At 44.0% G+C, this 23,382-nt stretch carries 16 protein-coding genes and 1 pseudogene; 11 read left to right on the forward strand and 6 right to left on the reverse strand.

Translation table 11 applies throughout. The annotated features are described in order from the left end of the window. The first annotated feature begins 69 nt into the window (after window positions 1–69). From C2M32_RS08600 to C2M32_RS08630, 7 genes are all read left to right on the forward strand, one after another. Window positions 70–1,746: an IucA/IucC family protein gene (locus C2M32_RS08600; RefSeq protein ID WP_105168044.1), complete on the forward strand. Its 1,677-nt coding sequence runs from the start codon at window positions 70–72 to the stop codon at window positions 1,744–1,746. After that, on the forward strand, window positions 1,730–2,920 hold the full coding sequence (locus C2M32_RS08605; protein WP_105168045.1) for an MFS transporter: 1,191 nt from the start codon (window positions 1,730–1,732) through the stop codon (window positions 2,918–2,920). The genes C2M32_RS08600 and C2M32_RS08605 overlap by 17 nt, the downstream gene beginning before the upstream one ends. Continuing rightward, window positions 2,917–6,333: an IucA/IucC family protein gene (locus C2M32_RS08610; protein WP_105168046.1), complete on the forward strand. Its 3,417-nt coding sequence runs from the start codon at window positions 2,917–2,919 to the stop codon at window positions 6,331–6,333. Before C2M32_RS08605 ends, C2M32_RS08610 begins: the two co-directional genes overlap by 4 nt. Further along, window positions 6,330–7,103, forward strand: coding sequence for an HpcH/HpaI aldolase family protein (locus C2M32_RS08615; protein ID WP_105168047.1), 774 nt, complete (start codon window positions 6,330–6,332; stop codon window positions 7,101–7,103). Before C2M32_RS08610 ends, C2M32_RS08615 begins: the two co-directional genes overlap by 4 nt. Continuing rightward, window positions 7,100–8,278 carry a type III PLP-dependent enzyme gene (locus tag C2M32_RS08620; protein ID WP_199886142.1) on the forward strand — a complete coding sequence of 393 codons (1,179 nt, stop codon included), beginning with the start codon at window positions 7,100–7,102 and terminating at the stop codon, window positions 8,276–8,278. The genes C2M32_RS08615 and C2M32_RS08620 overlap by 4 nt, the downstream gene beginning before the upstream one ends. A gap of 81 nt (window positions 8,279–8,359) precedes the next feature. Then, window positions 8,360–8,791 carry a ParB N-terminal domain-containing protein gene (locus C2M32_RS08625; protein ID WP_105168048.1) on the forward strand — a complete coding sequence of 144 codons (432 nt, stop codon included), beginning with the start codon at window positions 8,360–8,362 and terminating at the stop codon, window positions 8,789–8,791. A gap of 43 nt (window positions 8,792–8,834) precedes the next feature. Continuing rightward, window positions 8,835–10,934, forward strand: coding sequence for a TonB-dependent receptor (locus C2M32_RS08630; RefSeq protein WP_105168049.1), 2,100 nt, complete (start codon window positions 8,835–8,837; stop codon window positions 10,932–10,934). Window positions 10,935–10,981: 47 nt separating this feature from the next. Here the strand turns inward: C2M32_RS08630 and C2M32_RS08635 are convergent, their stop codons facing one another. After that, window positions 10,982–11,695, reverse strand: coding sequence for a metal-dependent hydrolase (locus tag C2M32_RS08635; RefSeq protein ID WP_158678178.1), 714 nt, complete (start codon window positions 11,693–11,695; stop codon window positions 10,982–10,984). 186 nt (window positions 11,696–11,881) lie between these two features. Here C2M32_RS08635 and C2M32_RS08640 point away from each other — a divergent pair, with 186 nt between their 5' ends. Further along, window positions 11,882–12,352, forward strand: coding sequence for a hypothetical protein (locus tag C2M32_RS08640; RefSeq protein ID WP_105168051.1), 471 nt, complete (start codon window positions 11,882–11,884; stop codon window positions 12,350–12,352). Between the two features lie 98 nt (window positions 12,353–12,450). Here the strand turns inward: C2M32_RS08640 and C2M32_RS08645 are convergent, their stop codons facing one another. Further along, entirely contained in the window at window positions 12,451–13,194 is a 744-nt protein-coding gene (locus C2M32_RS08645; protein ID WP_105168052.1) for a YciK family oxidoreductase, read from the reverse strand. Between the two features lie 186 nt (window positions 13,195–13,380). Between C2M32_RS08645 and C2M32_RS08650 the strand changes: the two genes are divergently transcribed. Then, window positions 13,381–15,825 carry a VolA/Pla-1 family phospholipase gene (locus tag C2M32_RS08650; protein ID WP_105168053.1) on the forward strand — a complete coding sequence of 815 codons (2,445 nt, stop codon included), beginning with the start codon at window positions 13,381–13,383 and terminating at the stop codon, window positions 15,823–15,825. An 80-nt stretch (window positions 15,826–15,905) separates the two neighbouring features. Further along, complete coding sequence (gene sohB, locus C2M32_RS08655; protein WP_105168054.1) at window positions 15,906–16,910, forward strand: protease SohB; 1,005 nt, start codon at window positions 15,906–15,908, stop codon at window positions 16,908–16,910. Between the two features lie 58 nt (window positions 16,911–16,968). Here the strand turns inward: sohB and C2M32_RS08660 are convergent, their stop codons facing one another. The 4 genes from C2M32_RS08660 to C2M32_RS08675 all read right to left on the reverse strand — a co-directional run bounded on the left by C2M32_RS08660 (window position 16,969) and on the right by C2M32_RS08675 (window position 20,975). Further along, window positions 16,969–17,343, reverse strand: a complete 375-nt coding sequence (locus C2M32_RS08660; RefSeq protein WP_105168055.1) for a PH domain-containing protein — start codon at window positions 17,341–17,343, stop codon at window positions 16,969–16,971. Window positions 17,344–17,346: 3 nt separating this feature from the next. After that, entirely contained in the window at window positions 17,347–18,249 is a 903-nt protein-coding gene (locus C2M32_RS08665; RefSeq protein ID WP_105168056.1) for an ABC transporter ATP-binding protein, read from the reverse strand. Next, entirely contained in the window at window positions 18,246–19,055 is an 810-nt protein-coding gene (locus C2M32_RS08670; RefSeq protein WP_105168057.1) for an ABC transporter permease subunit, read from the reverse strand. Before C2M32_RS08670 ends, C2M32_RS08665 begins: the two co-directional genes overlap by 4 nt. 99 nt (window positions 19,056–19,154) lie before the next feature. Then, window positions 19,155–20,975, reverse strand: a complete 1,821-nt coding sequence (locus C2M32_RS08675) for a M2 family metallopeptidase (RefSeq protein WP_105169262.1) — start codon at window positions 20,973–20,975, stop codon at window positions 19,155–19,157. A gap of 144 nt (window positions 20,976–21,119) precedes the next feature. Between C2M32_RS08675 and C2M32_RS08680 the strand changes: the two are divergent. Next, window positions 21,120–23,380, forward strand: a pseudogene (locus tag C2M32_RS08680) (acyl-CoA dehydrogenase). The last annotated feature ends 2 nt before the right edge of the window (window positions 23,381–23,382 follow it).

Consider the following 23,382-nt stretch of genomic DNA (forward strand, 5'->3'; position numbering starts at 1 on the left):
CCAATTTTCTAAATCATAAGCCGTGTGTGAGCAAAGTTTTGAGAGGCTTTGCGATTTAAAGGAGTTGAGATGTCTTTATCGGTTAACCTTTATAACCCCCGCTTTGCACTGGTGCAAAAACTCATCGCCGCACTTTTCCTTGAGAATTATGGTGATTTCAAAACCCATTGTCGTTATCAACATGGACAACTCTTGGTTCGTCTTGACCCACATAGTCACTTGGTTTTTGCGTGTCAGTTTAATCCTGTGAACATGGTTCCTTATACCATAACTGACCCAGATATTTTTATACAAAAGCAAAACCAGCAACTCACATCCGTGTCTCTAACATCATTGATGAGCCATTTTGTTGAATCAGATTGGTGGCCACCCGGTGACACGCAAAGAATTTTGTCTAAGTGGCATGAAGTGGTGCAAACGGTGGATGTACTAGCTAATCAAGCTCCGGTGACACAAATGACGGATTTATTTGAGTGGTTGGCATTGGTAATTGACAGACCAAATCACCCATTCGCCCACGCCAAAGCAAGTCTACAATCTGTGCTTGAGAATTGGACTGCACAGCAAGTGCAATGGTGGGCTTTTCCAAAAGAGCAGGTGTTTACCCGCCAATCACACGCAGCATACCACTTGCTACTGACTCACTCACAGCAACAGAGTTTGCAAGCAAAACTTGCTGATTTAAGTGAAGATTATATCGCCTTACCATTGCTTGCTAGTCAAGCAGTCGTGGCGCGTGACATTTCGGCTAGTCGCGATTTAGAGTTTACGTCTGAACTTGGACTAGCAACCAGTTCGCTACGCACATTTTGTCACCCAAGCGACCCTTTACGGCATATCAAAATGGCCAGTAGTGCAACGCCGCTAGGCGCAATGCGCACCATGCCACCGAGATATTTGTACAACGGTGACTGTGCGCACGCGTTATTGCAGGAGATTCTGTTACGCTCTAAAACACTGGCACGGTGTGTGAAACTGTGTGACGAGCGTCAATGGTGGAGCCTCAGTACACATCGAGATATGTTGCAATGTAAAGGTGAGATAGGCGTGCAGCTTAGGTGTCTTCCATCTCATAACAGTAAGTTTGTACTTTCAATGGCAGCGCTAAATCACCCCTATACGTGGCATTTGTTGGCACAAGCTGGCGTCAATAATCAGCAGTTTTTTACTAATGTGTGTCAGCGTTTCGTACAAATGGGGCTTCTTTTTCTGTACTACGGTGTAGCGCCCGAATGTCATGGGCAAAATATAATTTTGTATATTAATGATCATGACGACTTTACTTTTGTACTGCGCGACCACGATTCGTTGCGGATTTGTCCTTCGCAATTAGAAGCGAATCAGTTGGCCTTACCTGATTATCAGATCAATTGGCATACCCCAAATACTTTGGTACTGCCTGACTTAACCGAACTGGCTAAATACTTTATTACGCTCGGACTACAAGTGAACCTGTATCCAATTGCTAAAGCCATGCCCCAAGGAGGGGATGAGCAAGTATTTTGGCGCAGACTTTATCGCGATATAGAGCAATGTGTTGAGCAAATTAATGATGATGAATTTAGCGCATGGGCTCAGCAACATCTATTGCATGCTAAGTCGTGGCCATTTAAAGCGGTATTAGCGCCGTTATTTGGAGCAGCGGATGACGTGACAGGTATGCCCAGTGCAATGTCTACCATCGCCAATCCATTAGCTTCGGTTATGCAGTATCCACAGGAGAGAGCATGTGACGTCGCTAACTAAGCCGCTTTATTTGCTACTTACAACGCAATTTTTAGTCACTTTCTCCTTGATGGTATTGATCCCAGTGTTGCCACTTTATCTTGAGCAGCTAGGTCAACAGCAAACGGTATCAGGTTTTTATTCAGCCATGGCACTGTCGGCTCCTGCGGTGGGTGGCTTACTCAGCGCGCCAGTGGTCGGCATGTTAGGCGATCGTTATCGCTATAAGCACATTTTTGTCGCAGCGTTGGTGTTGTTTGTGTTGTCTTTGTTAGGAATGGCTTGGTTTGAATCAATCACCTTGTTTATTGGTGCGCGCTTTTTACTTGGCATTTCAGGCATCGGCGTGGTGCTTACGTTGTTTTTTAGCCGTGCCAATATCGCACCACAAGGTCAGCAACTAGGTATGCAGCAACAGGCTATCTCACTGGCATGTTTATTGGGCCCATTGGTTGGTGGGTATAGCCTACAGACGATTGGTATGAACACCGTTTTGACAGTTACGGCGGGTGTCACCGTGAGTTGTTTATTGGCGCTGATGTGGCTGCTAGATAAAGATGTACTGCAACCTCAAGGTTCTGAGTTGGGTCAGCTAGCGACGGATAAAAGTAAACTTTCTTCACAGATATGGGGCTGGTTGGTAGCGGGAGCTTTGTCTCAGGCTGGCGCTTTTGCACTGGTCGTAGGCTTTGCTTTGTATATGACACAAAAGTGGCCAAGCCCGAACGTAGCCAGCCAAATAGGTGTGATCCACGCTTTGGCTTGGTGTGGCACATTTGCTTTAGCGGGCTTCTGGGGAAGGCGTAATAGCCGAGGTTTGGGAGCGCAGTCATTTGCATTTGGCGCTTTGGGCTGCGGACTGTCAGTCATGTTAATCGATTTTGTGTCGTCGCTTTGGTTTATTGCCATATTACGCATCATACAAGGTGGTTTTTTCGCAACTCAATCACAAAGTTTATTTTTACAAATCAGCATTCTAAGCCCAGATGATCAACAAGGTCAGGCATTAGGGTATGCAAAAAGTGCACAAGTTTCAGGGCAATTGCTTGGCCCATTTGCAGCAGCATTTTGCTTTGCTCACTTTGGTGCTAGCAGTGTGCTTTGGCTAACCGCTGGATTATTTATCGCCGCCGCAATTTTGGTGAGTTTTTTACTATCAGTACAACAAGTTAATTTTAAGGTAAAAACACAATGAACACGATGGAATGGGCTTTGTTAGATACAAAGCTAGTTGAACAGTATCTCAACACATATATTCGCGAACGGGAAATCGATTTAGGACAGTGTCGTCATGCCGGTCGCTACCAATATGCATTGCCTTTGTCTGATGATGGTGTACAGGTGTTATTTGATATTCAACACTATTCGATGACGGGCTATCACCGCTACCACATGCCAGTCGCAATCCATGCGTCGGGTGTGACAACAGAGCTGAAGGATATTAATGTTTTGCTTGCGCATTTGTGTAATGCCTTGGCACAGGTTAGCAGCATCGAGGCCTCTGATGAGTTCTTTAAAAAAGTAACAAATAGCGTACGTTACTGTCGTCATTATGTTAGCGAGGTAGCAAAACAATCTCAAAACACAATGCAGCGAGATGAATTCATTCAAGCAGAGCAGGGGTTACTTCTAGGCCATCCATTTCATGTGACATCAAAGGCGTGTCAGGGCTTTAGTGACGAAGACTTGGCACGTTATAGCCCAGAATTAGGTGCTGCATTTAAGTTGCATTATTTTGCCCTGTCTCCAGCACTTTTGAAACAACGTGTGATCAGTAACTATAAAATACCACAAGATCCCATCATGCTTGCGCAAGCTAAGTCTTTACTGGGTAATCGCTTTGACGAATATCAACTGTTACCCTGTCACCCATGGCAAGCCAATCACCTGCTCGAAGATGAGGCCGTAAAAGCGTATCTAGCAGAGGATGAAATTATATCGTTAGGTCCGATGGGGGAGACGGTGTGGCCAACCTCATCGGTGCGCACGGTGTTTGCTCCAAAGCAGGGTTTGTTTGTGAAGTTAGCGCTTGATGTACGTATCACTAATTTCATACGTAATAATCCGCCAAGCCACTTGGAAAGAGCGCTGGATGCAAGTGAGATCATCGTTGATAACCAGCTTGATAAGGGTATAGAGCGACTGAGACTGCTTCCTGAACTCGCGTATCAAACAATCAACAATGAAGCGTTAGCTGCATCGTTTGCGGTGTTGTATCGACAAGGTTTGAGTGAGTCTATGCAAGCGCAAACACGCATTCTCGCGGCCTTAGTGGAAGAATCACCAATCACTGGCACAATGCCTTTAAGTGACTTTATTCATGCAGCGGCGCAAGCACATAACACAACAGTTAATGAAACATTTTTGAGTCAATGGTGGTATGCATATTTAGATGCCGCGCTATTACCCACCTTGAGACTGTTCGCAAGTTCCGGTGTGAGTCTTGAAGCTCACCTGCAAAATGCATTGATGTACTTTGAAAATGGTTGGCCAAGTATGCTGGTAGTCAGAGATATGGAAGGGTGTAGTGTTTCAATTCAAAGACAGCCTAACCTTAGCCCTGACAGTTCAGCAAGCTACAGTGAAGATGAAGCATGGTTCCGCTATCAGTACTATGTGGTGGTAAATCATATTGCACACGTGCTGTCTGCTGTGGCGCGTAACCATGCTATCTCTGAAGAGGCACTGTGGTCTGTAACGAGAGAGTTTTTGACGAGTGTCGCAAGTGACGATATTGCTAAACCTCAGGCTCTGGCTTTGCTAAATTGTGCCACATTACCAGCTAAAGGGAACTTGTTGAGTACTTTGCATGGCTGTGGTGAATCTCCTGTGTGGATAAATATAGACAATCCATTACGTTACCAAAGTGGGTTGTCATTATCAGCGCAACAACAAGCTGAACAAAGAGTCGTCACTCAGCTTATAGAAGCCTTATTGTATGAAAAAGTGCTGCCATATCACTGGCAGAATAATAAGTTAATTTTGCCTTTGGATGAGCAAACTTATTATGAAGTGATAGCGAGAAAAACGGCACATTTTGAGCGTATTCGTATTGATTACTCAACCTTAGTACGTCATCACCTTGGACGTTCTTGTGGGCTTTCATTGGCAAAAATGATGACAGACTTGGCCAAATTAGAGTTAGCGCCAGCCGATGTCTGGTCTAGGTTCTATGATGAATTGCACCATACGACGCAAAAACATAGTCAGGTTTTGGCGGCAAAACCACAGACACCACTGAGAGAAATGGACTATGCACATTGTGAGGCAAAGATCAGTAATGGTCATCTCTATCACCCCAGTTTTAAATCCAGATTGGGTTTTACACTAAAAGATAACGCCAATTATGGCCCTGAGTTAGCCAAACCCATGCACCTGCGCTGGTTAGCGGTTGACTTACAACAGGTGAGTGCAAATTTTGCAAATGGTCATAGCGCCCAGAGTTTGGCTAGAAATCACTTTAATGATGGTCAGTTATTACAAATAGAAACCCAGTTAAAAGCCTTTGGTACAACATTAGAGCAAGTAATGCTAATACCGGTACACCCATGGCAATGGGAACATATTGGGGAAATTTACTTTGCGTCGCGCAGCGGACTTTACCCATTAGAGATCGATGGGCACCGCTACTTGCCTCAGCAGTCAATCCGCACACTTAGCGATTACAGTGACGTTACGGCATTATCGGTGAAATTAGCCCTGAGTATCACTAATACTTCAACCTCCAGAGTGTTAGCGCCGCACACGATTGCCAATGCGGGCATGATCAGCGATTGGCTGTGCAGCCTGTTGCAAGATGACCAGGCATGGCAGCAAGTCACGCGACCCATAATTCTGAAGGAAGTGGCAGGGGTTAGCGTATTGTCTCAGCCCATGCTCAGTGCCCAATACGGTGCATTGGGTTGTATCTGGCGTGAAAGTGTTTATCAGTATGTACAATCCCCCGAATCAGTCGTACCAGTGACCGCATTGATGCAGCTGGATATTGATGACAAACCGGTGATCGCCCCTTGGGTAGAGCAGCATGGCTTGACCACATGGCTCAGTGCTTTAGTTGATCATGTGTATATTCCGGTTATGCATATGCTCTGGCAACACGGTGTGGCAATGGAGTCGCACGCACAAAATATGTTGTTGGTACATAAACAAGGTTTACCAGTTCAGGCTGCGCTGAAAGACTTTCACGATGGTGTGAGGTTCAGTGTGGCTTTACTCGACAAACCTGAACTGTTGCCGGGTCTAATTGAGTCACCTGCGGAGCATGCCCGTGTTAATCCAAACTCATTCTTACAGACTGATTGTAAAGATGAGTTACGCGACTTTACGCAAGATGCATTGTGTTTTGTCAATTTGGCGGAATTGGGTTGGTTTATCGAACAACATTTTGCATTCAGTGGAGAGGCGTTTTGGGATTTGGTTCGCAGCCGTATCGAGCGCTATCAAAGTGCGCATTCTCAACTTAGTGAACGTTTTGAAATGTTTGACTTTTTTGCACCGAGCATAGACGTAGAGCAGTTAGCTTGTCGTCGTTTTATGCCAGAACAACGCCTACGTGTAATGTCTGTGAGCAATCCGTTGGCAGATGCGAAACTCGGAGCCGACAGATGAGTAAAGTAAGATTAAAACAACGCCTTTCTCAGCCAAGCCAATGTTTCGGTGTGTTTAGCTCCATTTCTGATGTGGTGGCTATCGAACAGTTAGCTCTGGCTGGTTATGACTTCATCATTTTTGATCTTGAACACACGTTACACAGCTTAAATGACGTGGAAAAAGTGTTACTAGCAGCAAGGGTTGCTGAGTTGGAAGTATTGGTGCGGATCCCCAAGGGGCGCTATGACTTAATCGCACCGCTATTGGATGCCGGCGCGAGCGGTATAGTCAGCGCCATGGTTGAAACGCCAGAACAGGCGCAGGAGTTGGTTGAACGTTGCTATTACAGCCCCTTGGGGACGAGAGGGCTGAACTCCACAAGACTCAACGGATACGCCACAAAAGAGCTTGCCAAAAGCTTGATTGAAGCCAATAAGCAAACGGTGGTGGTCGCTATGATTGAAACTCAGCTTGGCGTTGAGAATGCGTTGCAGATAGCGTCAACATTGGGGATAGATGCGGTGTTAGAAGGCGCGGCTGATTTATCACAGTCACTAGGGGTTGCGTGGCAAACTCAGCACCCAAGTGTACGTGCCGCAATCACTCAGATAGCACAAGCTTGTGAGCATGCACAAAGCACCTTTATGGCAATTCCACGTACGACAGAAGCTGTCACATTATGGCAGCAAAGCGGGGTGTCTAACTTTGTATTAGGTGATGATAGAAGCATTATGCGCAACGCCCATAAAGCGAATATTGCGCAATTCAAAAAGGAGCTGGAACAGTGACGGTCAGTATTGAGAAAATAAAAGAATATGTAGCTAAACAGCAACATGAAGTGTGTGCCTTTCTATATGACTTGAACAGTTTGACAGAGCATGTGCAAACGCTTCTCAACCCATTGCCAGAGACGGTGCAATTTTATTACGCCATAAAGGCCAATAGTGATGAACAAGTATTACGTGCACTGTTGGGGCATGTATATGGTTTTGAGGTTGCCTCGATGGGTGAAATAGCAAAGGTGAGAGCCATCAGCGCAAGCGTCCCCATTGCATTTGGCGGGCCAGGTAAGACACTCACTGAGTTAAAAGCGGCATTGCAGTACGATGTCACTTTGTATCACCTTGAAAGTCAGTTGCAAATGCAGCGACTAAATTGGTTGGCTCAAGAGCAGGGAAAAACGGTAGAGGTATTATTACGTGTTAACCCTAGTTTTGAACTGCCTGATGCGACATTGCAAATGGCTGGCAAAGCAACACAGTTTGGTATTGAGCAAAGTGAACTGGAGGAGATACTTGGCGAGCTTAGTAATTATGCAAATTTACGCGTTGTTGGTTTTCACTTCCACTGTATTTCTAATAACTTACAAGAAAACACCCAGATCAAGGCAATTGAAAAATACATTACAACGGCAGTGCAATGGCAACAGCAACATAACTTAGAGCTGAGCACTGTCAATGTAGGTGGTGGTATTGGTGTTACCTATCAAGATGATCAGCGCCCATTCGATTGGTCAAGCTATTGTGAGCAGCTAAGCGTATTACTGAAGCGTTTTCCAACACTAAATATTGCCATGGAATGTGGCCGCTTTGTAAGTGCCTATTGTGGCGTTTATTTGGCACAAGTGACGGATATTAAGCGTAACCATGGCGAGAATTTTGCGGTGCTACGAGGGGGAAACCACCACTTTAGACTGCCGTCGTCTTGGCAGCATAATCATCCGTTTTTGGTACTAGAGAGAGATGATTGGCCATATCCGTTTGCCAAGCCAACGGTTGCCAATGAACCTGTCACCTTATGTGGAGAGCTATGTACCCCTAAAGATGTATTGGCAAAAGGCGTCACGGTGGAGCGTTTGAGTGCGGGAGACATTATCGTCTTCGAAAAGGCTGGTGCCTATGGTTGGCATATTTCTCATCATGACTTTTTATCTCATCCACATCCACAAAGAGTGTATTTGTAACCTTCGGTGCGGCAGCGAGTGCGGTTATGCGTATTCGCTGCGCAAAATTTAAAATGAATCAATGTATAAGGAAGCCATGTTATGCCACTAGATAAATCAATACATTTTATGTCACCGCAAGATCTTAAACCCAATGAAGAAGTGATCCCTGAGCGCGTAGAGTGGTTGCAGCAAAAAGTTTTACATGAACAGCTGTGGCGTGTTCCTATCACAGTAGACAGGCTCTCAGGCTCTATCATGGACGGCCACCATAGGCACTTAGTTGCATGCCGCTTGGGCTTAGCAAAGGTTCCTTGTATTTTACTGGATTATGAAGAAGTTGAGTTTATTAGCACTCATCCAAGCAGGGCTTTAACGCCAAAGTGTGTTATTGAACACGCCAAGGCTGGGCAACGGCTGCCACCTAAAAGTACACGCCATCAATTTGTTCGTCCTTTACCAAATTGCAATATTTCACTTAAGTTACTTATTGATAATAGTTATCAGTTAGATTATCATGCACTCAGAATTTAGATTTTAAATATAAATAATAATACTTCTTAGTATAAGGACTAGAATGCTTCTTAAAAAATCTCTGCTCTGTGTGAGTATTACCACGTTGTTAGCTGGTGTTTCGCATAACGTAATAGCCGACGATATTGAACATGTTGAAATCCGTGCTGAGCGCATGGCTTCAGACTTAAACTCTATCGCTCGCAATGTTTCAGTGATTGATGAGCAAATGTTGCGTACGCAATTTTCCAGCGCACAAAACATTGCTGAAGTACTGGCGAAAACGGTCCCGGGTATGGCACCACCAACTCCAGCACTAACAAACTTTGGGACAACATTACGTGGTCGCAATGCATTAGTACTGATTGATGGTGTACCCATGAATACTAACCGCAATATTTCTCGTGATTTGCACAACTTACATCCCGCACAAGTTGAGCGCGTAGAAATTTTCCGCGGTGGTAATGCGCTTTATGGCAGCGGTGCAACTGGGGGCGTGATTTACATTTATACTAAGGGTGGACAACAAGCGTCAGAAATTGCTTCAAGTATCGAAGTGAAAAACGGCGCTTATACACTGGCGCAATCTTTTGTTGGTGAAGTTAATGATTGGCAATATCGTATTGGGGCAAGCTATGAAAATGTAGATAGCTTCTCAGATGCGGATGGCGATCGTCTGGCGGTTGAACCGAGCCAAGGCGATAGCTTCGATAGCGATATTTTTAGCTTTGATGCAAAGGTTTCTAGGACTTGGAATGAACAGTCACTGTCTTTATCAGTGCTAAGCTATGTGTTGGAGCAAGATACAGAGTATGCCTCTGACCCCTCAGTTAAAGCATTACCATACATAAGCAAAGCTCAGTCTATCAAAGGGTTACAACTTGATAAGCAGAACCAGATCAACAACTTGGTCTTTAATGTAGGATATCAGAATCAACTGAGTGACAATAATAAGTTGTCAGCACAATTCTATTATCGCGATTATGATGCGCGTTTCGCTCCGTTTGATGGCCGTCCTTATGCAACATGGAACCACTTAGCACAAACGTACTTACAGAGTACCAATTTAGGGCTTAAGCTAACCATAAATTCAAAACTAGCTGATAACTTTGAGTTGGATTGGGGCTTTGACGCACAAGATGAGCGCAGTGAAATGCCAGTGACGACCTATGATGGAGAGGTATACGACAATAGCGGTTACTTAGTTTTCAAAGAAACGGGTGACAAAGCCTTTGTACCAGAGATCAGCCACCGTACTTTAGCTGCTTTTGCCCAAGCCCGAGCGAGTGTCACTGAACAACTAGGCGTTGAGGCTGGTATAAGAGCTGAGCGAATTGATGCGAGTTTTGAGGACTTCACAACATTAGGTCAAGCAGTTGCTATTTCTGGCAGTAGCTACGACTATAGCTCTACGGTTTACAATCTGGGTGTGACCTACGATATCAATGATAACCATACGGTGTATGTTGCCTTCAATGAAGGGTATGAATTACCAGATATTGGCTTACAGATCCGTTATGCCAGCAGTCAGTTCGACTTAAGTCAGTCTTCATTACAACCAATTGAGTCAACAGACCGTGAAATTGGTTGGCGTGGTGAGTTAGGAACAGTCAGCCTAAGTGCTGCATATTTTGTGTCTGAATCTGATTTAGGTGGTGTTAAAAGCGAGGGGATGGGCCTTTCAGTCAGCCGTAACAAAGTGGAAATTGATGGCTTTGAAATTGCGTCATCATGGGACATCACCAATAATTTGAGTGCAGACTTTAGCTACAGCAAAGCAAATGGTGATGAAAAGCCACAAAATGCAGAGCAATTCCGGCAGATGAACGGCTTTAGCATTGCGCCAAGTAAATTTACCGCGCAGCTAAACTATGACATTACCAGCAACTGGCGCACAAACCTGACACTGATGCGCAGTGGCAGCAAAGACTATCGTTTAGAAGGTAAAAATGCTTTCGGTCGAAGAGACGTTGAAAGTTACACTTTGGTTGACTTTAACTCTCAGATCGAGCTTGAACAGGGCACAGTGTCTGTAGGTATTGAAAACTTATTCAATAACCAATACTTCCCTGTGTACAGCCAGCTACAACGTAACGGTAACAACACCAGCTCAATCCCTGGTCGTGGCCGCACGTTCTCAGTTAAATATCGTTTAGTTTGGTAATACCAAGCGACTGAGTTCAGGCTGCCTATCCGGCAGCCTGATTTTTACTATAGCCATTTTTGTATCACGTCAGTGTTTGGTAAAAGCGGCAGCTTGGCCAACTGATAGTGCCAACCGTTTATAGCTGCTATTAGTCCATCGTAGTATGGAGTCAACATATAAATAGATAATCCAATAACTGTAATTTGTAACAGACAGGCGAAGGGAGAGGCGACGGCAATAGGTTTAAGTGCACTGCCAAATGACGCTTTTATCTCGTTATTATTAATATCTACACTATAACACTCATCTAGGATCAAATGGGTCAGCATTCCTACCGTGACCGATACGCTACACAGCAACGCAAAATTGATCGATTTTCCTGCCATGATCGCGAGATTAAGCGTGAGCAAGGCAATCATTACTACATTGAGCAAAGAATGACTGGCACCTCGGTGTACGGTAAAGCGCTCAAACAGAGGTTTAATGGCATACATCAATATGAGATAGGCTCCCAGCGCACTTAACCAAATTTCGGTCAGTGAGTTTAGTTCCAAAAATATGGGCAAAAAAATCCCAATACACAATGCAAAAACAGAGAATAAACTGTTCAACGAGCGGGACTTGTCTGCATCTAGATCGGGTAATAATCCTGCTAAGCTACCAATTACAAAAAGTAACAGTGTGTCGGTTGGGTTAGCCTGTGAAGTGGCTAAGATAACCGAGCTAAGTGCGGCGCTGGTGACGACAGACGCCTTAAAATGAGTTTCAAAATTTGCCACAAATATCCTTAATTAATGAGTCGGTACATTACCTTAGGCTTGAATGCCAGCTTTGGATTTTAACTCAATAGTGGAGTTTGCAAAAAACTATTCTTGTAGTGAGGAATTCTGTTTATGTTGACGAAGTACCCAATTTGATTACAATGGCCTAGGAACGTAATAACATCTATACAAAAAAGGAAGTCAATGAAAACTAAAATATGTACGCTTGCACTACTATTACTGGCACCAATTACTTATGCCGAGACCGTAACCTATGGCGCATCATTTTGTGAAATCAGCAGAGGACATGCGCAAAAAGACATCTCTAGAGGTACAATAGAAAACCGAACCGAAAGCTATGACCATGTGTACTGTCCTATCCCAACTAGAGAAGGAAAAGATATTTTAGAGGTAGGTGCGAATATTGATTTATGGGAGGCAAAAAGTAACCATGGAACAGGCTGCAATGTGACTTTCTATAATGCAGGTGCCCAGTCACTCGTAATTCATCAACAGACTAACAAGGCGCAGAGGGGCCGTAACTATTTGGCTGCCAGAGGCTTTATGTTGTCTCAGTTCAATGATGTTGGCCGTGGTGTGCTGGGCTGTTCATTACCTGGCAATAACGACGGAGTTAGTCGGTTCACCAGTTTTGTTGTTAGCTACTCAGATTAATTACAGTTCAAATCGACTATGCAACTATAAAAAGCAATAACCAAAGTGATGACTTCCTTTGAGACGTCATCACTTATAAAACAAGCTCATGAGTAGCTTTATTTAGGCTGGGCGTCAATAGACTGACCGTTTACCTGCTTTGAATCATCACTCATTAAATATAGATAAGTTGGCATGAGCTGCTCAGGGGTTTTTAAGCTCTCTTTATCTTCGCCCGGAAATGCAGATGCGCGCATACTTGTGCGTGTGGCACCTGGGTTGATGCAGTTAATACGAATATTGGTTTTACCCACCTCAGATGCCCATGTTTGCATCATACCTTCGGTGGCAAACTTAGAAATCGCATAAGGACCCCAAAACTCACGACCCTGACGGCCTACGCCTGATGAGGTAAATACAACCGATGCATTAGGCGCTTTGCGTAGCAATGGGAACATGTACTTAGTGATCATTGCCTGAGCTGTCACGTTGACCTTCATGATGTTTTCAAACGTCGAAACACAGAAGTGCTCAAGCGGCCCTAAAGAGCCTAAAATCGAGGCATTGTTGAGTAATCCGTCTAATTTACCGAATTGCTGCTCAATAGTGGCAGCCAAATCGCGATAATTCTGCTTGGTTGCGCCGCGCATATCGAGTGGGACAATGGCAGGTTGTGGATAACCTGCATTGACAATTTCGTCATAGACACACTCAAGCTTTTTAGTCGTTTTGCCAAGTAAAATTACGGTTGCACCGTGCTTAGCATAAGTGATTGCAGCCACTCGACCGATACCATCACCAGCACCGGTTACTAAAATTATTTTGTTCTCTAAGGCATTAGCCGCGGCTATATAATCGTGCATTTTCAACCTCAACTGGTAAATTTTCGGCATTTTACCACAAGTTATCGAATTTATTGTAAATATAGGTGGCGAAAGGCTACACTTTACGTTAACTTTAACTGGTCTAATGTCTTATTAAAAACAAAATTACATAGTTTTAACGAATTAGAGCACTAAGAATAATAAGATTATGTCGGAGCCTATAAAATGAAAAAAATGCTACTCTCACTCGCGGTTTCTTCAGTCCTCGTCGGCTGTGGTGGCGGTGAATCATTAGAAGATGTAAAAAAAGAATCAACCCCAGTACTGCCCTCAGTTTCTATCAAATTTGATCCATCAAACAGTGTAATTTCTATTCCTAACGATTTACTTTTGAGCGGTACAAAAGACGGCACCCTTAATCTACCTGGTGAGCTAGATGAAAATGGTAGTCCAGCGGTTACACGTGCCCACTATGCGTCTCCATCATTAGCCCTCGGGGCACAAGATGGCTGGTCTACGCAAATGCCTTATGTGATCGACTTAAATGTGCCAGCAGGACAGTCTGTCAGTGCGCAATCAGCTAGTGACCCACAATCAGTGCGTATATTTGAAGTGGTGATGGGCGCCGATCAAAGCGATGAGCAATGTGCAGCAGTGCCAGCAGGTATCGCATGTCGTCTAGTTGGTGAGCTTGAAAATGGTATGACTGGCGATTTTGTTTCTGTTTTAAATGAAAGTGGTGATGGTATTGTGATCCAGCCACTTAAACCATTCAAGGCGGGAAAGACTTATATTACGGTACTGACTGATTCATTGACCATGAGCGACGGACGTGCAATTAAGTCTTCTTCAACGTATACCTTACTGCGCCAAGAAGCTCCTTTAGTTACTGACACTCAAAAAGCTTTGCAAGCGGTTATCAAAAGCTACGAAAGTGCGGTAACCAGTGACAGTGATTTAGCCAAAGAAAATATCATTTATACTGCCGCTGCAACGATGCAATCGGTAGGTCCGGTCGTTGGCACTATCAAAAAGTTAATGGCGGCAAGCATTGCACAAGGCACTAACCCGAAAGTCGTGGTGCCTGAGCAACCTATGATGACAGTAGCTGATGTGTTATCGGGGGTGATTTCTGACCCTGCGACACTTGCGCAATTTCAGGCTGTTCAATACATGCGAGGTAGTATTCAGTTACCTATGTATTCAGCTAAGCCAGCGACCACTGAGATAAGCAGTGCAGCAGATACTTACTGGCGTGCTCAATGTGATAGTGCAGTTGCAGTGCTAGGTTACAAAGCGGCTGTGGGTGGTACGTTGCCTGAACCACAAGCAGATACAAACGATGCTGCTTGTGCCGCGATGTCTAATGGTGTGCTGCGTGATTTCGGTTTGGATACTACGCGTTTCTTAACTAAATATAACACGATCCCACAAGTTCAATGGTTGGCGAACGTACCCGTGCAAATTACCAAACCAAGAGCTGAACTGTTTGGCATTGAGCAGCCAGCAACTGGTTGGCCTGTAGTTATTCTTCAGCACGGTATTACCACCAGCAAAGAAGCAATGCTCGGTCTGACCTTAGCGCTGAGCTCACAAGGTTTTGCAACGGTTGCAATCGATCATCCAATGCACGGTGAGCGTGGTTTGGACATTGATGGTGATGGTACTGATGACTTTAATGCAACCGATGGTAAGGGCTCTGTATTATCATATATGAACCTGACATCTTTGTTAGTTGCACGTGATAATTTACGTCAGTCATCTGTCGATTTGTTGGGTTTACGTTTAGGCTTGAACTTTGTGAACCCTGCGCTGGGTTTAAATCCAACACAAGTGAGCTTCATTGGTCACTCTTTGGGTTCGGTAGTCGCACCTAGCTTTATTGCTCATGCAAATATGCCATTAGCAGATCAAGTCGATCCACTATTTAGAGTACAAAGTGCGGCATTGGCCAGCGGTGGTAGTGGCATTGCGAGTTTCTTAGCAGAGTCAGAAGAGTTTGGTCCATTTGTACAAGGCTCTGTATTGCTAGCGGCAAACAACCTCGCATCTAAAGCATTTATCACCTTTATCGCGACTGATGCGGCATCTATTTGTCCTGTTGATGAAGGAATTGCGGTTAATCCACAAGATCCGACCTACCTATCTGCAGTGGCTCCATGTGCATTTGTAGCTTATACCCAGCACTTAACAGAAACGGGAGACACTCAGTCACTGGCAGCAATAAAGAGCATTGTTCAACAGTTTGTTTATGCTTCGCAAACGGTGCTAGATAGCGGTGACCCAGGTAACTACGCGAGCCTTGTTCAAGCTGTGCAAACACCCATTTATATGAGTGTGATCACAGGAGGTGTAGATGGCAATAAAGCAGACACGGTTATTCCACCAACAACTTCTAACCCGTTAGCTGGTAGCACGCCAATGGCACGTATGATGGGTCTGCAAACCGTATCTGAAACACAGATGACAACTACGCCAATGAGTTATGTTGTTAACTTTAGCCAAGGTAATCATGGTTCGGTCGTTACTACAGCTTATCGTGAGAACGCTGGTGGCACGGCACAAGGTCATGCAATGGCGACAGTAGAAATGCAAACGCAAATCGTGTCTTTCTTAAAGTCTCAAGGTTTATTACTGCCAATTAGCAACCCAGCAGTTATTGCTAATTAATAGTTATTGAGTCAAGATGATAAGCCGCTGTAAAGCGGCTTTTTTTATGGTTTATTTGCTAGATTTCAAAGGAGTCAACGTTGGCATTTTTATTTGAGTATGGTTTATTTTTGGCGAAGGCGGTCACAATAGTTTTTGCTATCGGGGCGGTAATCGTATTGATTGTCGGCGCTGGTCAAAAGTCGAAAAATGAATCAGGAGAAGTAGAGTTAAAAGATCTGTCAAAGCAAATGCAGGAAACCAACACGCGCTTTGTTGAACAGGCACTTGATAAAAAGGAACTCAAGGCATATCGTAAAACCTTGAAAAAACAACAGGATGAGCAACCTGAAGGTAGAGTGTTTGTGGTGGACTTTGCGGGTAGCTTGGATGCCCATGAAGTTAAAAACTTGCGTGAAGAAATTAGCGCTATTCTAACCATTGCGGACAAAAGTAAAGATCAAGTGGTGGTTAATGTAGAAAGTGGTGGTGGGGTCGTACATGGCTATGGTCTTGCTGCGTCACAACTTAACCGCGTGAAAGTACATGGTTTGCCACTGACGGTTTGTGTAGATAAAGTCGCAGCAAGTGGCGGTTATATGATGGCATGTGTTGCGGATAAAATTATTGCTGCGCCTTTTGCTATCGTTGGCTCGATTGGTGTGTTGGCGCAAATTCCGAATTTCCATAAGCTCCTAAAAAAGAATGATGTAGATTTTGAGCAAATCACGGCCGGAGAATATAAGAGAACGTTAACTATGTTCGGCGAGAACACTGAAAAGGGACGTGAGAAGTTCAAAGAAGAAATTGAACATACACATGGCTTGTTTAAATCTTTTGTTGCACAACACAGACCTCAGCTTGATATATCCGCGGTAGCTACTGGTGAGCATTGGTTCGCAAGCTATGCAAAATCACTCAACTTAGTAGACGAAATTAGTACCAGTGATGACGTGTTAATGTCTTTAGATCAAACACATCAGCTATATAAGGTTACTTATCGAGGTAAAAAGTCACTTTCTGAAAAAATGGGTTTGGGTTTTAGCGCAGCCATAGAAAAGGTTGGCGTAACTTTATGGTCTAAAGTCAACAACGCCCGTTTATAAGATAAACACATGTGTGGGTTGTTAGATAAGCACTTGGCTAGCCCAAGTGCTTTTTTTATTAAAGAGAGTAGGTGCTGATAATACGATACACTTCGTTAATATTATCGCCTGCTTTAAATTCTTTACAGATAGGTGTGGGATCGGAGCCGACCCAGATTTTTAACTCAGAATCTAAGTCAAAGTGGCCAGCGCTTTCCTTACTAAATTTAGTAATTTTACTGTAAGGAATACTAACAATTTCAACCTTAGAGCCTGTCACACCTTGTTTATCAACTAGTAACAAGCGCTTATTCGAAAACACAAACATATCACGAATGACTTGATACGCTTTTTCAATATGCTCGCCTTCAATTAATGTGTCTTTAAGTAACGCATCCAGTTTATCGTGGTCTACTTCACTGGCGTTTCCTAAAATACCGCTTAATAATCCCATTACTTAGTCCTTCTGAAATAGTTGGTTTTCAAGTGTATGGCCGTTCACCAATTGATGATACTGCCAGTTACATTTATAGCAGTATTTAAGCAAGTGTATATCAAATTGTTCAAACTCCCACTGATACTCAATGATATATTCCTTGTTTTGACTCTGGGTCACGTACAGCACACCACTTAGCTGCTTTAAGCGTTCGAGCGCATCTTTGTATTGCTCATGTAGTTGCAGTGTAATGTATTTGCTACTGCCGCTAGGCGCGTTACGATTGTGGGCGGTGAGTTTGCCCTGTTCTAAGTACAAGACTCGATCACATAGACGCTCAAGTTCGGCTAAGTCGTGAGAGCTTAAGATAAAGCTAATTTCATCGCTCAATGACGAGATTAAGGAGCGGATTTCTCTGGCGTGCAGCGGGTCCAATCCAGCGGTCGCTTCGTCTAGTAAAACAATTTTCGGTGAACCAAGTAATGCCTGAGCAATACAAACGCGTTTTCTCATACCATGAGAAAGTTCATTTATTTGGGAGTGATGGTTTTCACTTAGGCCAACTAACTCTAACACCCGCGAAGTCTCTTTCAGCGCGTCACTTTTGCTAAACCCTTGTAGTACTCCATAAAAACATAGTTGCTTTTGTATGGAGAATCTTGGGTCTAGCATCGCGTCTTGCGGCAGTGCGGTTAGCTTGCCAAATAGTGATGGATGATTCAAAGGTTGGCCAAGAATTTTTACATCGCCGTTATCTGGTCTGAGGTAGCCGCATAGAATACTGAACAGGGTTGTTTTACCAGCGCCGTTGGGACCCACAAGTGCAGTTGTTGTGCCCGATTCAATGGTAAAGCTCACATCTTCTAGCGCCTTTTTACTGCCGAATGATTTGGATAATTGATTTACTTCAATCAGTGTACTCATAGTGCACGTCTCCTAAAAATGAATACACCCGCACTCAGTAGTGCAACGGTTTGTATAGCAGGGAATACCCATAATATGAGAGGCACGTTAGAGTGAGGCGCTACATCTAGTAATTGTACACCTGGGAACATATAAAAAAGTACATCTAACACGCTGAGATAATAGCTAAAAAAACTCAGCAGTGCATTGCCAAGCGTAAATAATAAGATAGCAAGGACAATAGATAATCGTGATGAACTACATATTAGGTTCAGTACCGCCATCAGTGCGATAAAGGGCATGACAATGACACTCAGTTGCAATACAAGGGTTGTGGCCAGAGCTATTCCTGACAGCAGTAACTCAGGCTTGCGATAGGCCATTACCGCGAGTGTAGCCAAAGCTGTCAAAGCAATCAGGCTAAATATGATGGTGAACTGGCCGACAAATCGACCAATTAGAATTTCGTCTCGAGTACAACGTAAACTGAGAAACCGCAAAGTACCTCTTTGTCTGTCTCCAACAGTCTGATCTGAGCACACAAACAAAGCGAACACCGGAAAGCTGTATAACGCAATAAGCCAGAAAATAGCTAGCTCGGCTTCAGGCCAACTGACCAGTGCTTTTAAGCCAATATTACCCGCAAGCTCTTGTGCAATCCCTGAAAACTCTGGACTACTTAGAAAGGGGACCGCGTGTCCAATTGGATAGCGCAGTATCATAAGCCACAACATGGCGAAAGCGGATAGGGCAAGTAGGCCACGCTTTGTGGCAAATAGGCGAGTTAACTCAAATTGTGCTAACTGCCACACTCTTTGTATATTCATAATATCTCCTTTGAACATACAGTACCCTGTTAGAGATAGGATAGAAACTGTAAATATGTTTCAGAGTGTGGCTAATGTAACAATTACCTGTTTAGGGCATTACCAACCACATTGACGACCTTTATTTTGCTCGTCTAGATATTTTTGCAACGGTGCAAAGTAGTCTAGGATGGCTGTTGCATCCATTTGCTGTTTACCTGTTACCGACTCTAGAGCCTCTTGCCACGGACGACTGCTACCCATCTCCAACATCGCATTAAGCTTTTCACCAGCTTCTTTCGAGTTGTAAATTGAACAGCGATGAATGGCTTCTTTATTGTCAGCTATTTCACACAATGAACGGTGGAAATCAAACTGTAAAATATGCGCTAGGAAATAGCGCGTGTAGGGTACGTTACCAGGTACATGGTATTTTGCTCCGGCGTCAAAATCAGCTTCTGTACGAGCAATTGGCGCTTGGATACCTTGGTATTTCTCGCGTAAATCCCACCATGCTTGGTTATATTGTTCAGGGCTTACTTCACCCGAAAACACCTTCCAACGCCATTGGTCAACTAATAAACCAAATGGGATAAAGGCAACTTTATCCAACGCCATACGCATAAGCAAACCGATGTCTTTTGACTCATCCGGTACGCTATCGAGTAAGCCGATTTCTTTTAGGTAACCGGGAGTGACTGAAAGCGCAATGGTGTCGCCAATTGCTTCGTGGAAACCATCGTTAGCACTATCTTGATAGTAAATAGGCTGGTTTTTGTAAGCGCGTTGATAGAAGTTGTGTCCTAGTTCGTGGTGAATAGTTGAAAACTCTTCACCAGTACGCTGAATACACATCTTTATGCGGATGTCATCTTGGTTATCTAAGTTCCAAGCAGAGGCGTGACATTGCACATCTCTGTCGCGAGGCTTAAGAAATAGAGAACGTTGATAGAATGTCTCAGGTAATGGCGCAAAGCCCATAGAAGTAAAGAACTTCTCGGCACCTTTGACCATATCCATTTCTGAGTAGTTATGTTTTGCTAGTAGCTCGGTAACGTCATAACCCGGATCTGCATTATCTGGCGCAACGACATCGTAAATGTTACCCCATTGTTGTGCCCACATGTTGCCTAAAAGGTGAGCTGGAATTGGCTTATCTTGAGGCACTTTATCCTCGCCATATTTTTCCCCTAGCTTAGCTCTTACATGACAGTGAAGCGCATTGTAAAGTGGTTTAACCTGACCCCAAAGACGGTCTAACTCGTTAGCGAATTCATTGGCTGGCATATCATATTTACTGCGCCACATAGCACCAGTATCTTCATAGCCAAGCTCTTTAGCACCTTCGTTTGCTAACACAACCTGCTTTTCGAAAAGTGAGCGCATTGGCTTAGAAACCTGACGCCAACCTTGCCATGTATCCAATAATTCTTCGTAATCACGACTGTTTGCCATGGTAGTGGTTAACTCGCCAAGACTTTGACAGTTTTTACCATCTTTACAGTAATTACCTTTTGCATACAAACCATCAAGTTCTGCAAGTAACCCAGCAAGTTGCTCTGACTTTTCTGCGTCTTGAGGTGCAGCTATTGTCAGTTTGAGTTTTAGCTTGTCCATTTTTCTGCGGTTATCTTCGCTTAAATTCAGCGAATCAAAACGGGCGGCTTCACTTGCTAAACGCACAACGGTGTCTGTTGATTCTTGGCCAACGCTCGCAGCTAGGGCTGCAGTATCTTCAGTAACAAAGTTCGCGTAAATCCACTGTGCGCGGTTTTCCCTGATACTTAAATCTTCCAAAGTCGCTTGCGCGTTTGCTAGGAAAATCTCAGCGTCTTTTTCTGTTAGTGCTTGGTTATTGTTTTCAGTGCTATTGCAGCCTGATAGTGACAGTGCTGTAGCAACCACACATGCACCTACACTCAGTCGAAATAAAGGTTTCATTTGTTTTATCACTTGTTGTTGTTTGAGCGTTGAATAATAACAGCGCTCATGGCGAGCGACAAATAATGTAAGTTCAATCACGGGGATAAATTGAGTTTGCGCGATTTTTAAGCATACTTAAAGCGTTACGAACAGGAGGTCAGTATGGGCATTATTGTATTTACCATTGTACTTGTGTGTATTATTTTCGCATTTCAACCGCTGCGCTATAGGGTGATCAGTTTACCTGTGATGCGGTATTTTAAACGTGCTTTACCAAAGTTAACGCAGACAGAGCAAGAAGCCATGGAGGCCGGAGATACTTGGTGGGATAGCCAGCTGTTTTCAGGCCATCCTAATTGGCATAAATGGCATCAAAATGATGCGCCATTACTAAGCGATAAAGAACAGGATTTTATTGATAATGAATTGCAAACTTTGTTATCGATGCTAGACGAGCAACAAATTCGGCATGACAAAGACTTACCAGAACCTGTTTGGAACTACCTGAAAGAAAATGGTTTTTTTGCTTTTATCATTCCTAAGAAATTTGGTGGGAAGGAGTTCAGTGCACAAGCTAATTCTACTATTGTGGCTAAAATAGCCAGCAAAAGTTTGTCTGCTGCCGTAACCGTAATGGTGCCCAATAGCCTAGGACCCGCCGAGTTACTCATGCACTATGGAACAGAGGAACAAAAGAGCAACTGGTTGCCTAAATTAGCTACCGCAGAAGCGCTACCTTGTTTTGCATTGACAGCATTGGAGGCAGGGTCAGACGCCGGCGCTATCTCTGATTTTGGTGTTGTGTGTAAAAGAACCTTTCAAGGTAAAAAAGTACTAGGGCTAAAGTTAACTTGGTCAAAACGTTATATTACCTTAGCACCGGTTGCTACCGTATTAGGCCTAGCTTTTAAAGCCTACGACCCAGATGGTTTGTTAGGAGATAAACCTGCGTTGGGCATTACGTGTGCGCTGATACCTACTGACCATAAAGGTGTAAAAACTGGACCGCGTCATAATCCGTTAGATCAAGGATTCATGAATGGTACAACTGAGGGTAAAGATGTGTTTATCCCTTTAGATTGGGTTATTGGCGGTCAAGCAGGTATAGGGAAGGGTTGGCGTATGTTGGTGTCATGCTTGAGTGCGGGCAGAGGCATTTCGCTACCAGCATTGAGCGCAGGTACTGCTCACCTCTGCACTAGAACGACGTCCGCTTATGCCAGAATTAGAGAGCAGTTTGGACAATCTATAGCTGATTTTGAAGGGGTTCAAGAGAGCCTTGCTAGAATTGCAGGACTGACTTATAGCATAGAAGCGTGTCGACAAACTACGGCTCAAGCTATAGATATGAAGAAGAGCCCTGCTGTCATTACTGCCATTGCGAAGTATCACTTAACAGAAATGTCACGCATAGTGATGAACGATGCTCTGGACATTCACGGTGGTAAAGCCATTCAAAAAGGCCCCAGTAATTACCTTGCCAATAATTATACCGGGATCCCAATTTCGATTACGGTTGAAGGCGCTAATATATTAACACGCAATCTTATGATATTTGGACAAGGCGCAACCCGATGCCATCCCTTTATATTTAAAGAGATCCAAGTTATACAGAATAATGACGCAGATGATGGCCTTAGAGAGTTTGATAAGCTGCTTATGTCGCATATTCAACATACCACGGTCAATGTATTTAAAGTTTTATGGTTAGGCTTGACACGAGGTTATGGGCTGCCTTCAACTATATCGGGACCGACACAAAAGTACTATCAGAAGCTTAACTGGCTGAGTTCATGTCTCGCGGTCTGTGCCGATTTGGCCATGCTCAAATTAGGGGGAGAGCTGAAGCGAAAAGAAATGCTATCGGCTCGGTTAGGCGATGTGTTGAGTCATTTATATCTTGCGTCATGCGTGCTGAAAAAGTATGAGCACGACGGACGCCAACAGGGGGATCTTAAAGCTGTTCACTATGCTTTATCACATCACCTGAAGGCTGGCTTTTGTGCACTGGATGGATTTATAGATAATTTCGCAACCGTATTGTCGGACAGTTGATAAAGCGTTGGTGTCATATGTTTGGTCATGGTGAGAATGGGCCTAGTGATCGTATGGTAGGTGAGGTGTGCACGACGCTTTGGAAGGATAAAAATGCCAGAGAGCGGATTAGCCATTTGTGTTGTAGTATGTCTAACCCCGCAGTTGCTGAGGTTGAGCAAGCATACCAACTCTACAAGTCCACAATAGCATCGCGCAAAAAGCTTAAACAGTGGCAAAGCAACTACAAGGTTTACTACTACGATAAATCGTTTGCGGACTTGGTGTCGTTGGCTGTCGGTGATCAGGTAATGAGCGAAGATGAGGCGCAATCACTTATTGAGTCTGAAGACCTTCGTCAAAAAGCGATTGCGGTTGATGTTTTTTGATT

Origin of the sequence: Pseudoalteromonas sp. T1lg23B (assembly GCF_002964665.1) — a bacterium.
In the GTDB taxonomy this organism is placed as follows: Bacteria; Pseudomonadota; Gammaproteobacteria; order Enterobacterales; family Alteromonadaceae; genus Pseudoalteromonas.